General features: G+C 61.6%; 12 protein-coding genes and 1 tRNA gene. 5 read left to right on the plus strand and 8 right to left on the minus strand.

The genetic code is table 11. The features are described from left to right. Positions 1–69: 69 nt before the first annotated feature. From B5G12_RS08905 to B5G12_RS08915, 3 genes are all read right to left on the minus strand, one after another. Complete coding sequence (locus B5G12_RS08905) at positions 70–1362, minus strand: extracellular solute-binding protein (protein WP_087324658.1); 1293 nt, start codon at positions 1360–1362, stop codon at positions 70–72. 313 nt (positions 1363–1675) lie between these two features. Next, positions 1676–2701, minus strand: coding sequence for a LacI family DNA-binding transcriptional regulator (locus B5G12_RS08910; RefSeq protein ID WP_158099705.1), 1026 nt, complete (start codon positions 2699–2701; stop codon positions 1676–1678). A 94-nt stretch (positions 2702–2795) separates the two neighbouring features. After that, positions 2796–4787, minus strand: coding sequence for a beta-galactosidase (locus B5G12_RS08915; RefSeq protein WP_087324660.1), 1992 nt, complete (start codon positions 4785–4787; stop codon positions 2796–2798). A 275-nt stretch (positions 4788–5062) separates the two neighbouring features. Here B5G12_RS08915 and B5G12_RS08920 point away from each other — a divergent pair, with 275 nt between their 5' ends. After that, positions 5063–7282 (plus strand): recombinase family protein, encoded by a 2220-nt coding sequence (locus B5G12_RS08920; protein WP_242955988.1) that lies wholly within the window; start codon positions 5063–5065, stop codon positions 7280–7282. Positions 7283–7332: 50 nt separating this feature from the next. On the opposite strand, the gene B5G12_RS08925 is transcribed toward B5G12_RS08920, so the two are convergent. The 4 genes from B5G12_RS08925 to B5G12_RS08940 form a co-directional block, all read right to left on the minus strand. After that, a complete protein-coding gene (locus tag B5G12_RS08925) occupies positions 7333–8073 on the minus strand; it encodes an ABC transporter permease subunit (protein ID WP_087324661.1) in 741 nt (246 codons plus the stop codon). Beyond that, entirely contained in the window at positions 8060–8884 is an 825-nt protein-coding gene (locus B5G12_RS08930; protein WP_087324662.1) for a carbohydrate ABC transporter permease, read from the minus strand. The genes B5G12_RS08925 and B5G12_RS08930 overlap by 14 nt, the downstream gene beginning before the upstream one ends. 9 nt (positions 8885–8893) lie before the next feature. Next, positions 8894–10351 (minus strand): ABC transporter substrate-binding protein, encoded by a 1458-nt coding sequence (locus tag B5G12_RS08935; protein ID WP_158099706.1) that lies wholly within the window; start codon positions 10349–10351, stop codon positions 8894–8896. Positions 10352–10484: 133 nt separating this feature from the next. Then, complete coding sequence (locus B5G12_RS08940) at positions 10485–11852, minus strand: prolyl oligopeptidase family serine peptidase (RefSeq protein ID WP_087324664.1); 1368 nt, start codon at positions 11850–11852, stop codon at positions 10485–10487. A 208-nt stretch (positions 11853–12060) separates the two neighbouring features. On the opposite strand from B5G12_RS08940, the gene coaBC reads away from it, so the two are divergent. The 4 genes from coaBC to B5G12_RS08960 all read left to right on the plus strand — a co-directional run bounded on the left by coaBC (position 12061) and on the right by B5G12_RS08960 (position 15574). Next, on the plus strand, positions 12061–13254 hold the full coding sequence (coaBC, locus tag B5G12_RS08945; RefSeq protein WP_087324665.1) for a bifunctional phosphopantothenoylcysteine decarboxylase/phosphopantothenate--cysteine ligase CoaBC: 1194 nt from the start codon (positions 12061–12063) through the stop codon (positions 13252–13254). Positions 13255–13475: 221 nt separating this feature from the next. Then, positions 13476–14861 (plus strand): UDP-N-acetylmuramate--L-alanine ligase, encoded by a 1386-nt coding sequence (murC, locus tag B5G12_RS08950; protein WP_087324666.1) that lies wholly within the window; start codon positions 13476–13478, stop codon positions 14859–14861. A gap of 7 nt (positions 14862–14868) precedes the next feature. After that, positions 14869–15432, plus strand: a complete 564-nt coding sequence (locus B5G12_RS08955) for a GNAT family N-acetyltransferase (RefSeq protein WP_087324667.1) — start codon at positions 14869–14871, stop codon at positions 15430–15432. A 66-nt stretch (positions 15433–15498) separates the two neighbouring features. Then, positions 15499–15574 (plus strand) — tRNA-Val (locus tag B5G12_RS08960). A 388-nt stretch (positions 15575–15962) separates the two neighbouring features. On the opposite strand, the gene B5G12_RS08965 is transcribed toward B5G12_RS08960, so the two are convergent. Next, the coding region (locus tag B5G12_RS08965) for a Beta-galactosidase C-terminal domain (protein WP_204245668.1) at positions 15963–16254 on the minus strand (292 nt) is incomplete at its 5' end.

Consider the following 16254-nt stretch of genomic DNA (forward strand, 5'->3'; position numbering starts at 1 on the left):
TTTGTCTTTTGCCGCGTATGGGCAGCGCCGGCGGGGCACAAGGAAGGAGACGGGAGTTAGCGGGTGAAATTACTGGGCCACCGGCGCGGTGATGCCTGCCACGGCGTCGTCCACCAGCTGCTGGGTGGTCTTGCCCTGGGTATTGCCGGAGGCCAGGATCTGGCCCAGGCTGGCGGCGGGATCCCAGTAGTTGGCTCCCACGCGCTGCAGGTCGGAGAAGTCGCTCTGCATAGCCAGGGCGGCGATGGCCGGGGCGGACTGCACCTCCTCCGAGGCGTTGACGTTGATGTTGGAGGGGCCGAGGTTGCGGTCGTTGAAGCGCTTGAGCTGGTTGTCCTCGTTGGTGATGAAGTCGGCCAGCATCATGGCCACGCCCACGTTGGCGCTGTGGGGGTTGACGCCCACCAGCTTGTAGCCCGAGAAGGAACCCATCTGCACCTGCTCGCCGTCCATCGTGAAGGTGGGCAGCTTGGTGGCCTGGTAGTTGTCGCCCCAGGCCTCCTCGGCGGTGATGGCGTTCCAGGTGCCGCTGATGGCGGCGCAGACCGAGCCGTCCGCGATGCCCGAGACGATGTCGGCGTCGGGCGCGTTGCGGAAGGCGTCGTTCGAAGCGATGTCCAGCACCGCCTGCGCGACCGACGCGCCCGGCTCCTCGTTCCAGTTGCAGACGGTGTTGACGCCGTCGTCGGCCAGGGTAGCGGTCAGGCCCGCCCCTGCGAAGAAGCTGTAAATGTACCAGCCGTCGTTCAGGGTCATATCGAAGGTGCGGCCGGCGGCTGCCGCGGCGGCCAGGATGCCGTCCACGCTCTGGGCGTCCTCGGCGGTGATGACGCTGCCGTCATAGTAGAGGAAGTAGCCGTTGTCGGCGGTCATGGGGTAGGCGTACAGCTTGCCGTCCATGCTGGCAGCCTCGACCGAACCCTCCAGGTTGCGGCTCTTGATCTCGTCGGGGTTGAGCAGCACCTCCTGCAGAGCGCCGGCGGCCACCAGCTCGTTCAGCTGGTCGTCCGCAAAGGCGAACACGTCGGCCGCGGCAGTGGGGTCCACCAGGATGTTGTCCTTGGCGTCGGACTCGGAGCAGGCGCCGATGTTGATGGTGATGTTGCCCTTGTCGGCATTGGCCTCGATGAAGGCGTCGGCCATCTCGCGCAGCATACCCTGATCTTCCTCAGCGCCCCACATGGTCAGCTCGACATCGCCCCAGCTCTCAGCGGCGGAGGCGGCTTCGCCCGCAGCAGAGGAAGCGGGGGCCGCGCTGCTGGAAGCAGTGCTGGACGAGCCGCCGCAGGCAGTCAGCGCGCCGGCCGCAGCCGCAGCGCCCATTGCCGCGAGGAATTGACGGCGGGAAATCAGCTTTTTCATAGTGCATCTTCTCCTTCTTGTGTCTGGATGAAATGTCCGTTCCTGAGAAACTGCCGTTGCGCACATTTTGCGCAATTTCCTGGTTCCTCTTGCGCAACTATAGAATACCGCAAATCTTCTCGAGTGTCAATGCACAGATTTACCTATAATAGTAATAAAAATATGGTCATTCTGACTTATAACGGGCCGCTTTTTTGAGTTTGGTTGCGCAATTTATGCGCAACAATTTTGAGCTGCCGGTCCATTCCGCACCCGGGGCAGAAAAAGAGCCGCCTGCGCGCGGCAGACGGCTCTCAAAAGCAGGTCAAAGGGTTTAGCGCCGGGGCAGGTTCTTGGTCGAGTCCCGCAGGACGACCTGATGCCCCATCACCAGGGGACGGGCGGCGGCTTTGCCGGCCATCAGGTCCAGCAGCATCCGGCAGGCAGCCCCGCCCAGGGCCACCGCATCGAAGTGGACCGCCGAAATGGCGGGGTTGAGGCCGGCGGTCAGCTCGCTGTCGTAGAGGCTGGCCAGACGTATGTAGTCCGGCACCCGGATGCGCCGGGCCTGCAGCTCCAGCGACACGTCGAAAGCCAGCCGGTCGTCCCCGCAGAGGATGCAGTCGGGGCGTCGTTCCAGCACTGCGTCCAGCGCGTCGATCCGCTGGGCGTCGCTCTCGATGCCGGTGCGGACGAGGGCCGGGTCGGGCTGGATGCCCAGCTCGGCCAGGGCGTCAAAGTACCCTTTGGCGCGGTCCTGGTTGACGTAGTAGCTGGGGCTGCCGGTGAGCAGAGCGATCCGCCGCAGGCCAAGCTGAAGCAGCAGCCGGGTCATTTCCTGACTGGCGGCGGCCTGGTCGTTGTCTACTTGGGGGATGGCGGGGTCCTCGGTCCGTCCGATGGCGACAAAGGGCATCTTGTGGCGGCGCAGAAGTTCGACACAGGGATCGTTCTGGATGGTGCGGGAGAGGATCACCCCGTCCATTTTGTGGCAGTCGAGCTGGCGCTCCAGTTGGCTGGTGTCGGCCCCGGAGACATAGCAGAGCAGCAGGTCGTACCCCCGCTGGGCTGCCGCCGTGCAGATGCCTCCCATGCACTTGCGCAGAAAGGGCAGGTCCAGGTGGACGAAGTCGCTGGGGATGACCATGGTCAGGTTGTGGGTCTCGCGGGCCGCGGGCTGGGCGCGCACCGCCGGTTCAGCCCCGGCCTGGGCGATGTAGTCTCGCACCCGGCCGCGGGTAGCCTCGCTGATGCGGCCCTTGCCCGAGAGGGCACGGGAAACGGTGGTCTTGGACACCCCCAGGGCTTTTGCGACCTCGTCGATGGAGATCTTCTTGGTCGGTTGGTTTTCTGCCGGCATGACGTGCCCTCCCTCGTGTGCGCAATCGGTTGCGCTTTTCTTCAGCATACCAGCCAAGACGGCGCTTTGTCAAGGGGCTGTGCGCAATTTCCCCTCACAGTACCCGTGCCATGCCATCGGCTTTGTAGACGGCGGTGCCGTAGCCGGGCAGCTCGTCGCCGCCCGGCAGCAGAGCGGGGATGGTATTGCAGTTCTGCAAAAAGAGCAGTTCCCCACGGCGGACGGCCAGCACACCCTCGGGCAGGGCGGCCGGCCGGCAGCTGACAAGCCCCGTTTTGCCGGCGACCGCCTGATAGAAAGCGTCGTAGAAAGCCGGCTCGAAACGGCTGGCCAGGTAGTAGGCCCGGCCCCCGCCATAGCGGTGACGGGCTACCGCCGGCGCGCCGGCAAAGTAGTCCTCGCCGTAGAGGACGAGAGGCTCGGCGGGATCGGCCTCGTCGAGGGCGGCCACCTCGCAGAGGGTGGAGGCGTGGGTGACCTCCTGCAGGCGGTCGGAGGCCAGGACGCAGCGACGGGTCTCGCCGTCGTACATCCCGTCGATCTCGGCGCGGCGCAGGCCCAGCAGCTTGGTCAGGCCGTAGGGGGTATCGCCCAGGCGGCAGAGGTCGCTCTCGTCCACCACGCCGCTCCAATAGGTGACCACCACCGTGCCGCCTTTTTGGGCAAAGTCGCAGACGGCGCGGGCAAAGCTCTCCCGCAGCAGATAGGCCATCGGCAGGACCACCAGTCCGTAGCCTTCGATGCTGCACGTCTGATCGACAAAATCCACCGCGATGCCCGCTCGGGAAAGGGCGTTGTAGTGGAGGGCCAGCTCCTTCCAATAGCCCATGCCGGCGTTGCGGGGACCCGACGACCCCTCGATGGCCCACATATTGTCCCAGTCGTGGAGGATGGCGGCCTGCCGGGGCCGGGCGGTCCCGGCGGCTGCGGCCAGTTCTTCCAGCGCCGCGCCGATGCCGGCCGCCTCCCGGAAACTGCGGCTGTCGCTGCGGCCGTCATGACCGATCACCGCGCCGTGGAATTTTTCCTCTGCGCCGCGGCTGGCCCGCCACTGGAAATAACAGACGCTGTCCGCCCCGTGCGCCACCGTCTGCAAAGCCGCCAGCATCGAGATGCCCGGCTTTTTCTGTTTGCTAATGGGCTGCCAGTTGGCGCAGGTAGGGGTAGACTCCATCAAAAGGAAGGGTTTGCCCTTGAGGGAGTAGAACAGATCGTGCATCATGGCGGTGTCAAGGGCGGTCTGCTCCACCGTCTCGGTGGATTTGTGCCAGGTGGGGTAGCAGTCCCAGCTGACGACGTCCACTTCCTTCGCCATCTGGAAATAATCGATGTCGTGGAAGCGATACATCATGTTGGTGGTGAACCTGGCGTTGGGCGTAAGCTGGCGCACACAGTCCTGCTCGAACTTGAAAAAGTCGATGTGCCGGCTGCTGACGAAACGCTTCCAGTCGAGAGTAAGACCCTGGACGGCATTCTCGCCCTGGGGGGCGGGGCTTTCGATCTGGTCCCAGTCGGTGTAGTCGTGGCTCCAGAAGCGGGCGTTCCAGGCTTTATTCAGGGCGTCCAAGGTGCCGTAACGGCGCTGCAGCCAGCGGCGGAACTCAGCCTGACAGAGCGGGCAATGGCATTCGCCCCCCATCTCGTTGGAGATGTGCCAGAGGATGACGGCGGAGTCGTGCCCGAAGCGCTCGGCCAGTTTCTGGTCGATGGCGCGCACCTTCTCTCTGTAGACGGGAGAGGTATAGCAGTAGTTCTGCCGGCGGTTGTACAGCTCCCGCACGCGGTCGGCACGCACCCGGCGCACCTCGGGGTACTTGTAGGCCATCCAGGCTGGCCGGGCCGCGCTGGGGGTGGCCAGGATGGTCGAGATACCACGCTGGTACAGATTATGGATGATGTCGGCCAGCCAGTCGAGGTGATAGACCCCCTCTTCCGGCTCGAGCAGCGACCAGGAGAACATCCCCAGCGACACCACGTTCACGTGGGCCTTTTGCATCAGGTCAAGGTCCTCTGCCAGGATGTCGGGGCGGTCCAGCCATTGTTCAGGGTTATAGTCTCCGCCATAAAGGAGCTTTGTTGTCTGCATCGTTGTTGCCTCCGCGTTGCTCTGTATTAGATTGGTTGCGCATTTTGCGCCATTTGCGCAACTTATTTGCCCCAGTATAACAGCTCTGCGCCGGGAAAGCAAGATTGCAGAGTGCCGAACTTTGCATGGTAGTTTTGTGTACTTTTGCAGTGGTGCTCAAAAAGAACACCACCAAGCGGCGCTCAAAAGCCTTGCAATATTGCGTGAAACATGTTATATCTTATACGAAAATGTGCTGCGTCATCGACATACAGAGAATGAAAGGAGGCCCCGCCATGACCGCCGTTATCTACGCCCGCTATTCCAGTGACAACCAGCGCGAGGAATCCATCGAAGGCCAGATTCGCGAGTGCACCGCATATGCTGAGAAGAACGGTATCACGGTGGTCAAGCACTACATCGACCGGGCCATCTCGGCCAAAACGGACAATCGGCCCCAGTTTCAGCAGATGATCAAGGACAGCGAGCGAAAACTGTTCGACATCGTTTTGGTCTGGAAACTGGACCGGTTCGCCCGCAACCGCTATGACAGCGCCCGCTATAAGACGCAGCTCAAAAAGAATGGCGTCAAGCTGATGTCCGCCACCGAAATCATCTCGGACGGACCGGAGGGCATCATCTTGGAATCGGTGCTGGAGGGCTATGCCGAGTACTATTCCGCTGACCTGTCCGAAAAGGTAGTGCGGGGAATGACGGAGAACGCACTCAAGGGGAAGTACAATGGTGGGGCCGTCCCAATCGGTTACGTCATTGATGCAAAGCAGCGGTTCCAGCCTGATTTCCTTACGGCACCCTTTGTTGCGGAAGCCTTCAAGAGGTACAATGAGGGCGCGACTATGACGGAGATTCGGGACTGGCTCAACAAGCACCATGTTAAAAATCCGCGTGGCGGCTCCATGACCTATAACACTGTCCAGCATATGCTGAACAACCGCCGGTACATCGGGGAGCTGAAATACCGTGACATTCTGATTGCGGACGCCATCCCACCGCTTGTTTCAGCCGAACTGTTCCAGGAGGTGCAGGAGAAAATGGCCAAAAACAAAAAGGCCCCTGCCCGTCGCAAGGCAGAGGACGACTATCTTCTGACAACCAAACTATTCTGCGGTCACTGCGGCGCACTGATGTTCGGTGAAAGCGGCACAAGCCGCACCGGCGACGTGCACCGTTACTACAAGTGCGCTGCCGCCAAGAAGAGAAAGACCTGTACCAAGAAAACCGTCCGTAAACAGTGGCTGGAAGACCTGGTGGTCAACGAAACCATGAGGCTGATTCAGGACGATACGGTCATTGATTCACTCGTGGCGGCGGTCATGGAGCTGCAAAACAGAGAGAGCACCAGCCTGCCTCTTTACGAAAAGCAGCTTCGGGAGACAGAGACCGGCATCCAGAATATGCTCAACGCCATCCAGGCCGGTATCCTAACCAGTTCCACCAAGGAGCGTTTGGAAGTCCTCGAAGCCCAGAAGAAAGACCTGGAAGCCAAAATTGCCGAAGAGAAGCTGGCCAAGCCCGTGATGAAAGAGGAATTTGTCCGCTTCTGGCTGCTGCATTTCCGCAAGTTAGACCTGTCCCAGAAGGAACAGCGGCAGACGCTGATTGACACCTTCATTAATGCTATTTACCTCTATGACGATAAAGTACTGATTACCTTCAACTACAAAGAAGGGACGGAGACCATTTCTTTCGGCGAGGCCACTGAGGCTGCGGCAAAGGAAAAAAGTTCGGATATGGATTGCCTTGGTGCACCATTCAAACAGATCCGGGCCTTTCTTACAAGGAAGGCCCGGATTTTTGCGTGTTCGGGAGGGAAGGGCAAAGCGGTGTTCCATCCGAGGCAGAGCTGTTTCAAAAAAGACCAGAGCTGTCGGGCCTTTTGGCCGGGCGGCTCTGGTCTTTTGGTTTGTCTGCAAAGGCGGCCTTTCAGCGGAAGGCCGGGGGAGCGCCGTGCCTTACAGGGCGTCCAGATCGTCGGAGGAGTCGTAGGTCTCGGTGCGGTAGCCGCTTTTGGATGCGGCGTCGGACAGCATCCGCATCAGCTGGCGGAACTGCTCGGCGTAGGGGCCGTCGTAGTCCTCGTCGGCCTCGCAGTTTACCGGCCCCCGGGCCCGGATGGCGGCCAGCTGGCCGTTGTCCTCCCGCTCATAGTCCACGATCCAGCCATAGACCGACTCGTCGGTCACCGAAAAAGAGTACACCTGCGGCATGAAGGGGGTCCAGCAGGCGGTGCAGTAGAGGGTGCGCCCGTCCTCCTGTCCCACCAGCTCGGCCACAAAGGTGTCGATCTGGCAGGGATTCAGCTCCACATCCTCGTGGTCGCCCATGTCGGTGTCGCAGCGGCGGTTCAGTTCGATCCACATAGTTTGATTGCTCCTTGTGCTTGCAGGGCGGCAGAGGCCGGCCCGGAAATTCAGCGGCGGCCTGGGGCCGCATACGCTGTTATTGTATCACAGGCCGCAGGGGGATGCAACGTGCCCGGCACAGCCGGTGTGTAATGGATACTATGCATTATACAAAACGTATATTTTGCGCAAACCCGGCGGGCTTATGCACGGGGCGGACGGCTGCTGCGGGCGACCAGTCCAAACAGGATGACCAGGGGCAGGGCAAACAGCACCCCGGCAAAGAGCTTTTGGGCCGGGCTGGCCCCGGGCAGCCGGGAGAGCAGGATGGACAGCGGATCGTTTGCCCGCTGCTGCAGGAAGATCATGGGCTGCTCCAGCAGATTCCAGCTTTCCGCCATGGACAGCAGCGCCGCGGCTGCCAGATAGGGAGCCATCAGCGGCAGGTAGATCCGGCGGCAGAAGGAGAGGCCCGCCGCGCCGTCACAGGCGGCCGCATCGAAAAGTTCCCGGTCGATGCGGCTGGTGCCGAACCAGAACAGCAGCACCATCCAGGGCTGAAAGGCGGTCATGAGCAACAGGCCGGCCAGGGTATCCAGCAGGCCAAACGTTTGCAGCAGCAGATACTGGGGCAGCATAAGGGCCTGTTGGGGCAGCAGCATGAGCAGCAGGCAGAGCGCCAGGCATACCTGCCGGACCCGTCCGGGTGCCAGCCTGGCGAGAAAGCAGCCGGCGGGCAGGGCCACGCCCGTCTGGACCAGAACGCCGCCCAGCGCCAGCAGCAGCGTATTGCGGTAAGCGCGCAGATAGTCCGGCGCGGAAACCGCCTGCCAGAGCGTTTCCGGCGGCTGTCCCGCCAGCGGCAGGACCAACAGGACGCAGGGCGCCAGGAAGCAGACGGCCAGCGCCGCCAGGCCCAGTTGCCAAAATCTATTTGTCCGCATGGCCTGTCCTCCCATGATACCGTTTCCAGATCCCCAGAATGGCCAGCCCGGCAGCCAGCACCGCCGCCACCACCAGGATGGAGGCGGCTTCCAGCCGGGCGTAGTTCATGTTGGCAAAGTTGTTCTGCAAAAAATGCTGCAAACTATACAGTTCCTCGTGGGGGTGCTCCCCGCCGATGAGATAGGCCTCCCGGAAACAGCGGTAGCCGTTGAAAACCACCAGAATGGCACTCAGAACCAGCCCCCTCCCGATGAGGGGCAGCCGCACCCGCAGCAGGCATTGCCAGAACCCCGCTCCGTCCAATTGGGCGGCGTCGGTGACCTCCGCCGGGATGCTCTCGAAAAAGGCGGCGCAGATCAGGACCGTATAGCCCAATGTTTTCCATAAGACGATGGCCAGCCAGACCCAAGCCGATTCTGCTTCAAAGGTCCAGGTGTCTTCCCAACCCAGCAGGCTGACTCCCTCGGCGGCCACCATCACCACACAGGCCGCCGGCAGGATACCCGGGAAAAAGAAGGCCAGCCGCAGACGGGGGCCTGCCGCTTCCACGCAGAGCACCGCCAGCAGAACGCCCAGCACCAAATTCAGGGGAATGGCGATGCACCACAGCCGCAGCAGGTTTTTTGCCGCCAAGCCAAAGGCATAATTTCTGAACAGATCGGCGTAATTTTCCAGACCCACAAAATCTGTGCTCATCCCGGCGAAAAGGCTCTTGTACAAAGCGATGGCCAGCGGGAGCAGATACCCCACCCCCAGGGCGATCAGGGCGGGCAGCACCAGCAGCCAGCCCCGCATCTTGTTTCTGTTCATGGCCGCCTCCTATTCATCCAGATAGAGGCGCATCTTGGAGGAGAGGGTTTCAACGAGTTCGTCCAGGGTGATCTCGTCGTTCCAGTACTGCATATGGAGGTAACTTGCCACATTCTCCCCGGTTTCGGTCTTTCCCAAGTCCACGCCGCGATACCAGATGGTCTGGTAGTGTGCGGCTGTCACCTGATCGCAGATGACTTCCAACTGCTTGATTCGGGCCTCATCCAGCGGAACGCCATACTGCTCTTGCCGTTCTGCAATTCCTTCTTCGGTCATCCTCTCTCTGGAAGCATCGTAAATGGAGAACTGATACTGTGCATCGAAGCAAGCCTGCATACATCCTTTGCGGATGGGGAGCTGATTGTAATCTGCATAGGCTGCCGCAGACTGGCATTCCTCACTGACAAGATAAAGCAGCAGGTCTGCGACTTCCTCAGGATATTTTGTGTTGCGGTTGCCCATGGCATGGGACCCAATTTCTGCCGTGACGGTCCCCTCCTCATTGGGGATCGGCATGACTGACACCTCTATTCCCAATGCCTGGCACTGCCGCAAAAGGTTGATGCAGAACCTGCTGTCCTGCAGAACAGCAAATGGCACGCCCTCGGCAAATTCATCCTGAACCTGTGCAGGGTTTGTATTATCGAACAACCCGCGGGCAAGATCGTAGGCAATGTCCCCGGTCCGAAAAACTTTCTCCAGTTCCAGCGCGCGACGGGCGGCAGCCGTATCCAGCCTCACCTCGTGCGCCTCATGATCCAGCACCGGCTGTGCCAGTGCCCCCAATGCGTCAAAGCTGGCGATCACCAGAATGGACTGCTCCTGGTGGATGCGCAGCAGCTCCGTCAGCAGGGTGTCCATGGTGTGCATGGCGCGCTGCAAGTCAAAACTGCTGGCATTCAGCACATCGGCCGCGCTGACCATCAGCGGCACCGAAAAACCGAGGGGCAGAATGTACTGCCGTCCCTCCCACTGACCCGCGTCCAGCACGGCGGTGTAAAAATCCTCCTCCCGGGAAAGGCCCTCTTTCGCCATGGCCTCGGTCAGGTCCAGAAAGGTTCCATTTACCATGGCTTTCTCAATATCCGGGAAGAGATTGATTTCTGTGGTGCGGTAACCCTCCATGATAAAAAGATCCGGGCCGCCGCCTGAAAGAATTTCCGCATTGAGCTGGCTAATCATGGCCTCCCGTTCGGCCAGATCGTTGCTTGCCGGCGTCACAAAGGTAAGCTCGATGTCCGGGTGCGCTTGCTGATAATCCATCAGCTTTTCATAGATGGGGTAATGGGTCGTTGGGTCGGCATACTGCTTCGGCAGATAGACCGACAGGGTGACAGGCTCGTCCGGGCGGGCGGAAGCGCTGGAGGCTCCGGCCGGCTGCCCGCCGGCAGAGGGGGCCTGGCAGCCGGCCAGGCACAGGCAAACCGCGGCCGTCAGAGCCAGCCGCCGCAGCCGTTTTGCAAACATGGTGATTCCCTCCTTTTGGAAGATGATTTCGGGGCTTTGCTGCATCGGCCTGTGCCGTATGGCCGGGTGCAGGAAAAACAAAACCCTGCCGGCCTGCAGGCGGACGCCTGGCAGACGGGCAGGGGACAAAGGATCAGATGGTGCGGTGCTGGCGGGACATCCAGGTCCACAGGTCGGCTCCGGTGGCGTCGTCCTTGCACAGGCCCTGGAAAAAGTAGATCCAGCTGCAATGCCCGTTGTACTGGTAGGGTTCGCCGTTCGGGCCGGTCAGCCGGCCGGTGGCGTCGGTGACGCTGGGCCACACGGTGGAATACAGGTCGGCGTCCATGGCGGCCAGCCGGGCCATGGTGGGAGCCGCATACAGCTGAGGGGGGACGGTGGTGTCGTTCCGGGCATAGACGAACCAGATGGGCAGGCGGGTGTCGGCGATGGCGTGCAGCTCCTCGTCGGTGATGCCTGCGTCCAGATAGGCTTCACAGATGGGATAGGCTGCGGCAAAATAGCCGGGATGGTGCATGACCAGGTCCATGGTCATGTAGCCCCCGTTGGAGCAGCCCCCCAGGATGATCCGGTCGGGGTCGATGCCGGGATTTTGGGCTACATAGTTCTGGATCAGCGCCATCAGGTCCTCCCGGTAGACGGAGGAGACGCCGGGGTTGTCGCTCCAGTCGCCGTTTTCGTTGTAGCACATCCAGAAGGTGGGGGTCTGGGGGGCCAGGATGTAAGCGCCGCCCATCACCGACTGGAAGGCGTCCGAAAAGAGGGAGGACACCTGGTTGCCCAGCAGGACCACGGCAGGGTCCTCGCCGCCCTCGCCTGCGCCGTGCAGCCACACCACCAGGGGATGCTTTTCCCCGGCGGGGTGCTGGGGCTGGTAGGAGGCGTAGCAGAATGTATGCCCTTCCAGGCCGGTGAACACCCCGTTCAAGTCCACGTTCTTGAGGCAGGGGGCCGCCAGGGAGACGTTGGGGTCGATGGCCAGGCCGGTCATGGGGCCTCCGGCCAGGGTCTTGAGGGGGGCGTTGAGGAAGATCTTGAGCTGGTAGGGGTCGCAGCGGGTGGACTGCCCGGTGAGGGGATCGTAGCACAGGGGGCAGCCGACATCGGGCTGGATGCGGAAGGTCAGCAGGATGTACCGGGAGGACAGCTTGGTCACCCGGCCGTCGGGGGTGACGGTGACCGCCTCCACCACGGTGCGGGGCGCGCTTGCCAGCATATGCCGGGAAGTGTCGGGGTCAAAGACCTCCTTGCTCTCGATCACCGTGAACTTGTCCGCCGACACCGAGCTGCTCTTGACCGCCTGGGGCAGACACAAAATGGTGCCCCGCACCGCCGGCCCCCAGGGGCAGCCTTCAATGATGGCAATCTGGGTGCCGGGTTCGCCGATCTCGTCTACTAGGCTCAACATGGGTATATCCTCCTGCTGGCAGGCCGAGAGCACGGTGGCCAGGGCGGAGATACCGGCCCCTTTGAGGAACGATCGTCTGGAAATCCTGCCCATGGCACTGCTCCTTTCCCGCCTGACGGCGTTCTGTCCGAAATGGGCGGACCGCTTGCCGGGCGGCCCGTTTTCTTTCTATAAACATACCATATCCCGGGGCAAAATGTCAAACCGGGACGGGGCCTTGGGCGGGCGCAGGCTCCATGCTTGTCATCCCGGCCGGATTGGTTTATACTGTAAGGGAAGAAAAAACGGGGAGGTCTTCTGTATGGAACTGAAAGGCAAATGCGTGCTGCTGGGGATCACCGGCGGCATCGCCGCATATAAGATGGCGGGGGTGGCCAGCGCCCTCAAAAAACAGGGGGCGGATGTGGAGGTCATCATGACCCGCAACGCCACCCAGTTCATCACCCCCATCACCTTCGAGACTTTGACCGGGCACAAGTGCATGGTGGACACCTTTGACCGGGATTTCAAGTTTGAGGTCACCCACATCGAGCTGGCCAAAAAGGCGGACGTCATCCTGGTGGCCCCCGCCACCGCCAACGTCATCGCCAAGATGGCCCACGGCATCGCCGACGATATGCTCACCACCACCGTGCTGGCTGCCGGCTGTCCCAAACTGGTGGCCCCGGCCATGAACACCGGTATGTTGGAAAACCCCATCACCCAGGACAACATCCGCACCCTGGAACGGTACGGCTTTACCGTCATCCCTTCTGAGAGCGGCCTGCTGGCCTGCCATGACGTGGGCAAGGGGCGGCTGCCTGCCGATGAGGTGCTGCTGGACTACATCCACAGGGTCCTTGCCCCCAAGGATCTGGCGGGCCTGCGGGTCACCGTCACGGCGGGGCCCACCCAGGAGGCCATCGACCCGGTGCGCTGCCTGACCAACCATTCCACCGGCAAGATGGGCTATGCGGTGGCCCGGGCCGCCGCGCTGCGGGGCGCGCAGGTCACCCTGATCCATGGGCCCACCGCCCTGGCCCCGGTGCGCTTTGCCGAGGATGTGCCGGTGGTGTCGGCCCAGGAAATGTACCAGGCGGTGACCGGCCGTTTTGCGGATACCGACATCCTGGTGATGGCGGCGGCGGTGGCGGATTACCGCCCGGCCTCGGTGGCCTCCGACAAGGTCAAGAAAGGGGATGGGGAGATGAGCATCCCCCTGGTGCGCACCGCCGACATCCTGGGCACCATCGGGCCGCAGAAGACCCACCAGTTCCTCTGCGGCTTCTCGATGGAAACCAGGGACATGGTGGCCCACTCGGCGGAAAAGCTGCGCAAAAAGAACCTGGACATGATCGTGGCCAACAACCTCAAGGACCCCGGGGCGGGGTTCGGCGTGGACACCAACCTGGTCACCTTCCTTACGCCGGACGGCGGGGTGCGGCAGCTGCCGCTGATGAGCAAGGAGGCGGTGGCCGGGGCTATCCTGGACGAGATCCTGGCCCGCCGCGGTTGAGACGGGCCGGACGCTTTTGTAGTATCCTACAAAAAATGCAAGCGATTTCCGGCTTTTTCTCGAAAATGGGGCCGACCTGTTTATTTTGGACTGCAAAAAATATATAATGATGAGTGATAACAATGTGTCACTGCGCCCTGCGCCCGGTTTTGTCCGGGCGCAGAAGCGCCTTTCGGCCGGTCGGGCTGTATCAAGAGGCATTGATAGGGAGGTAAAGCCTAATGACCATGTTCAGTAACTATGACCAGCGCCTGCTGGATCATGTCCACAAGATCCATTTCATCGGTTGCGGCGGCAGCGGGATGTTCCCGCTCATCCAGATCCTGGCCGCACGGGGCTATACGATCACCGGCAGCGACGTGCTGGACGGCAGCATCATCCGGGCCGAGCGGGAAATGGGCATCCAGGTGACTTTGGGACACAACGCTGACAACGTGATCGGTGCGGACATGGTCGTCTACTCCGCCGCCATCCCCAAGGACAATGTGGAGCGCGCGGCCGCGGACAGCTACGGTATCCCGGCCATCGAGCGCAGCGTCCTGCTGGGGTACATCAGCCGTCTGTACAAAAACAGCATCTGTGTGTCGGGCACCCACGGCAAGACCACCACCACCGCCATGATCACCGCCGCCCTGGAGCTGGCCGGCCGTGACCCCAGCGCGGTCATCGGCGGCAAGCTGCCGCTGATCGGCGGCTATGGCAAGGCGGGCAAAGGGGACGACATCGTGGTGGAAGCCTGCGAGTATGCCGAGACGTTCCTCAAGCTGACCCCCTATTTCTCGGTGGTGCTGAACATCGACAACGATCATCTGGACTACTACGGCAGCATGGGCGAGCTGAAGTTCGCCTTCAAACGCTTCTCGCTGATGACCCAGTTCATGATCTTTGCCAACGCGGACGACAAGAACACCATGGACGTCATGTACACCATCCAGCGCCGGGTGCGCACCTTCGGCATCAAGAACGGCGGCGACTACCAGGCGGTGAACGTTCAGGAGTACCGTCCCGGCTTCTATGAGTTTGATCTGAAAGAGTGGACCAGCAACGGCGTCACCGGCCACATCAGGCTGGCTGTGCCGGGCTACCACAATATTTACAACGCCCTGGCCATGTGCGGCGTCTGCCGCTCGATGGGCCTGACCGTCCAGCAGTGCGCCGACGCGCTGGCGCAGTTCAAGGGCGTCTGCCGCCGCTTTGAGGTGTACGGCGAGTGCAACGGCGCCGTAGTGGTGGACGACTACGCTCACCATCCCACCGAGATGCGCGCCACTCTGACCACCGCCAAAGAACTGGGCTACAAGCGTCTGATCGCAGTGCACCAGCCCTTTACATACAGCCGCACCAAGATGCTGCTGGATGATTTTGCGCAGGTGCTCCAGATGGCCGATGTGACGGTGCTGACCCCCATCCTGGGCAGCCGCGAGCCCAACGACCCCTCCATCACCAGTGAGAAGCTGGCCGCCAAGATCCCCGGCGCCGTGGTGGTGGACAGCCTGGACGCGGCCGCCGATTGGGTCAAACAGAACGCAGGAGAGGGAGATCTGGTGATCACCCTGGGCTGCGGCGACATCTACAAGGCGGCCCGCAAGATGGTGCAGGAGGGCTGAACGCTCGATGAACGCGCCTGTCGATATCCGGGGCGTGGAACTTCGTACCGCCCGGCTCCTCCTGCGCCCCTGGCGCCCCGATGACCTGGAGGATTTCCATACCTATGCCCGGGTGGATGGGGTGGGCCAGATGGCCGGCTGGCTGCCGCACAAAGACCGGGAGGAGACGCAGAAGATCCTGGATCTGTTCATCAGCCAGCACAAGACCTTTGCCCTGGAATGGCAGGGCCGGGTGGTGGGGTCCCTGGGCATTGAGCCGTACGACGAGGAGAATTATCCCGAGCTGGCCCCATACCAGGGCCGGGAGCTCGGCTATGTTCTGGCCAAGCCCTGCTGGGGCCAGGGCCTGATGCCGGAGGCGGTGAAGGAAGTCGTCCGCTACCTGTTTGAGCTGAAGAAGCTGGATTTCCTCATCGCAGGGCATTTCGAGCGCAACACCCGTTCGGGGCGTGTGATCGAAAAGTGCGGCTTCCGCCCGTACAAGGTCTTGCCCTATCAGACCCAGTATGGCACCGTGGAGACCTCTCTGGAGAGCATCCTCTGGAACCCCAGCCGCCCCGGCACCATTTGAAAAATTGAAAACCCTCTTGCATTTCCGCCCAAAGTGTGGTATTATATTTAGGTCGCAAGACCCTTTGGACGGTTAGCTCAGCTGGTAGAGCATCTGCTTGACGTGCAGGAGGTCACAGGTTCGAGTCCTGTACCGTCCACCAAAATAAAAACCCGAGGCCATAGGCCCCGGGTTTTTATTTTGCGCGGGCATCGCAGAGGCGCACCCGGTTCGAGTGCTGTACTGCTGCGCAAGCGAGGCGCTGCCTGCGGCAGGAGCAGCCGAGCTGGAGCAGGGGCAGCGGTCTGAATATTCAAGCGCATTGCATGCGCGCCGGAAATTCAGGGCACCGCAACCCGACCCACCAAACAAGGCGTATCCGAACCCAATCCTCTACGAGGAAGGGTTCGGATACGTTTTTTCTTTATCAAAAGTTGTTTGCAGGGAGGATAGAAGAAACGGAAGGTTTTCTGTCCCCTGAACCTGCAAATCCCCGCCCCGGCGAATGGATGAAGCATTCGTCCGAGCGGGGATTTTTGCATGGATCTCGGTCAGGGATGGGCGGGCGTTTCTTTCCAGAGCCACCGGAAGCCAAAGGGTTCCAGAGGGACGTTTCCGGCATCGGCGGCTTCACCGGTGACAAGATCGGTATAGAGGCCGGTTTCTCCGGTGCAGACTGTGCACCTCTCGCCGCCGAAGTTGTACAGGCCAATGAATGTTTCGCTCTCGTTCTCGCGGACAAGGCCGAGGACCGCCCGGTTTTGGGTGTCGATGGTGTGAAACGGCACCCCGGCGTCAAAGACGCTGTGGCTGCGGCGCGCTTCCTCGATCCGGCGCAGGGCC

The organism is Faecalibacterium sp. An58, assembly GCF_002161515.1.
In the GTDB taxonomy this organism is placed as follows: Bacteria; Bacillota; Clostridia; order Oscillospirales; family Ruminococcaceae; genus Faecalibacterium; species Faecalibacterium avium.

Coding starts and splice junctions, on each gene's coding strand:
- B5G12_RS08910 (WP_158099705.1), bottom strand. CDS start 2,701: ATGCCGGCAGAAAACCAACCGACCAAGAAGATCTCCATCGACGAGGTC.
- B5G12_RS08955 (WP_087324667.1), top strand. CDS start 14,869: ATGAACGCGCCTGTCGATATCCGGGGCGTGGAACTTCGTACCGCCCGG.
- B5G12_RS08905 (WP_087324658.1), bottom strand. CDS start 1,362: ATGAAAAAGCTGATTTCCCGCCGTCAATTCCTCGCGGCAATGGGCGCT.
- B5G12_RS08925 (WP_087324661.1), bottom strand. CDS start 8,073: ATGCGGACAAATAGATTTTGGCAACTGGGCCTGGCGGCGCTGGCCGTC.
- coaBC (WP_087324665.1), top strand. CDS start 12,061: ATGGAACTGAAAGGCAAATGCGTGCTGCTGGGGATCACCGGCGGCATC.
- B5G12_RS08935 (WP_158099706.1), bottom strand. CDS start 10,351: ATGTTTGCAAAACGGCTGCGGCGGCTGGCTCTGACGGCCGCGGTTTGC.
- murC (WP_087324666.1), top strand. CDS start 13,476: ATGACCATGTTCAGTAACTATGACCAGCGCCTGCTGGATCATGTCCAC.
- B5G12_RS08915 (WP_087324660.1), bottom strand. CDS start 4,787: ATGCAGACAACAAAGCTCCTTTATGGCGGAGACTATAACCCTGAACAA.
- B5G12_RS08940 (WP_087324664.1), bottom strand. CDS start 11,852: ATGGGCAGGATTTCCAGACGATCGTTCCTCAAAGGGGCCGGTATCTCC.
- B5G12_RS08930 (WP_087324662.1), bottom strand. CDS start 8,884: ATGAACAGAAACAAGATGCGGGGCTGGCTGCTGGTGCTGCCCGCCCTG.
- B5G12_RS08920 (WP_242955988.1), top strand. CDS start 5,063: ATGACCGCCGTTATCTACGCCCGCTATTCCAGTGACAACCAGCGCGAG.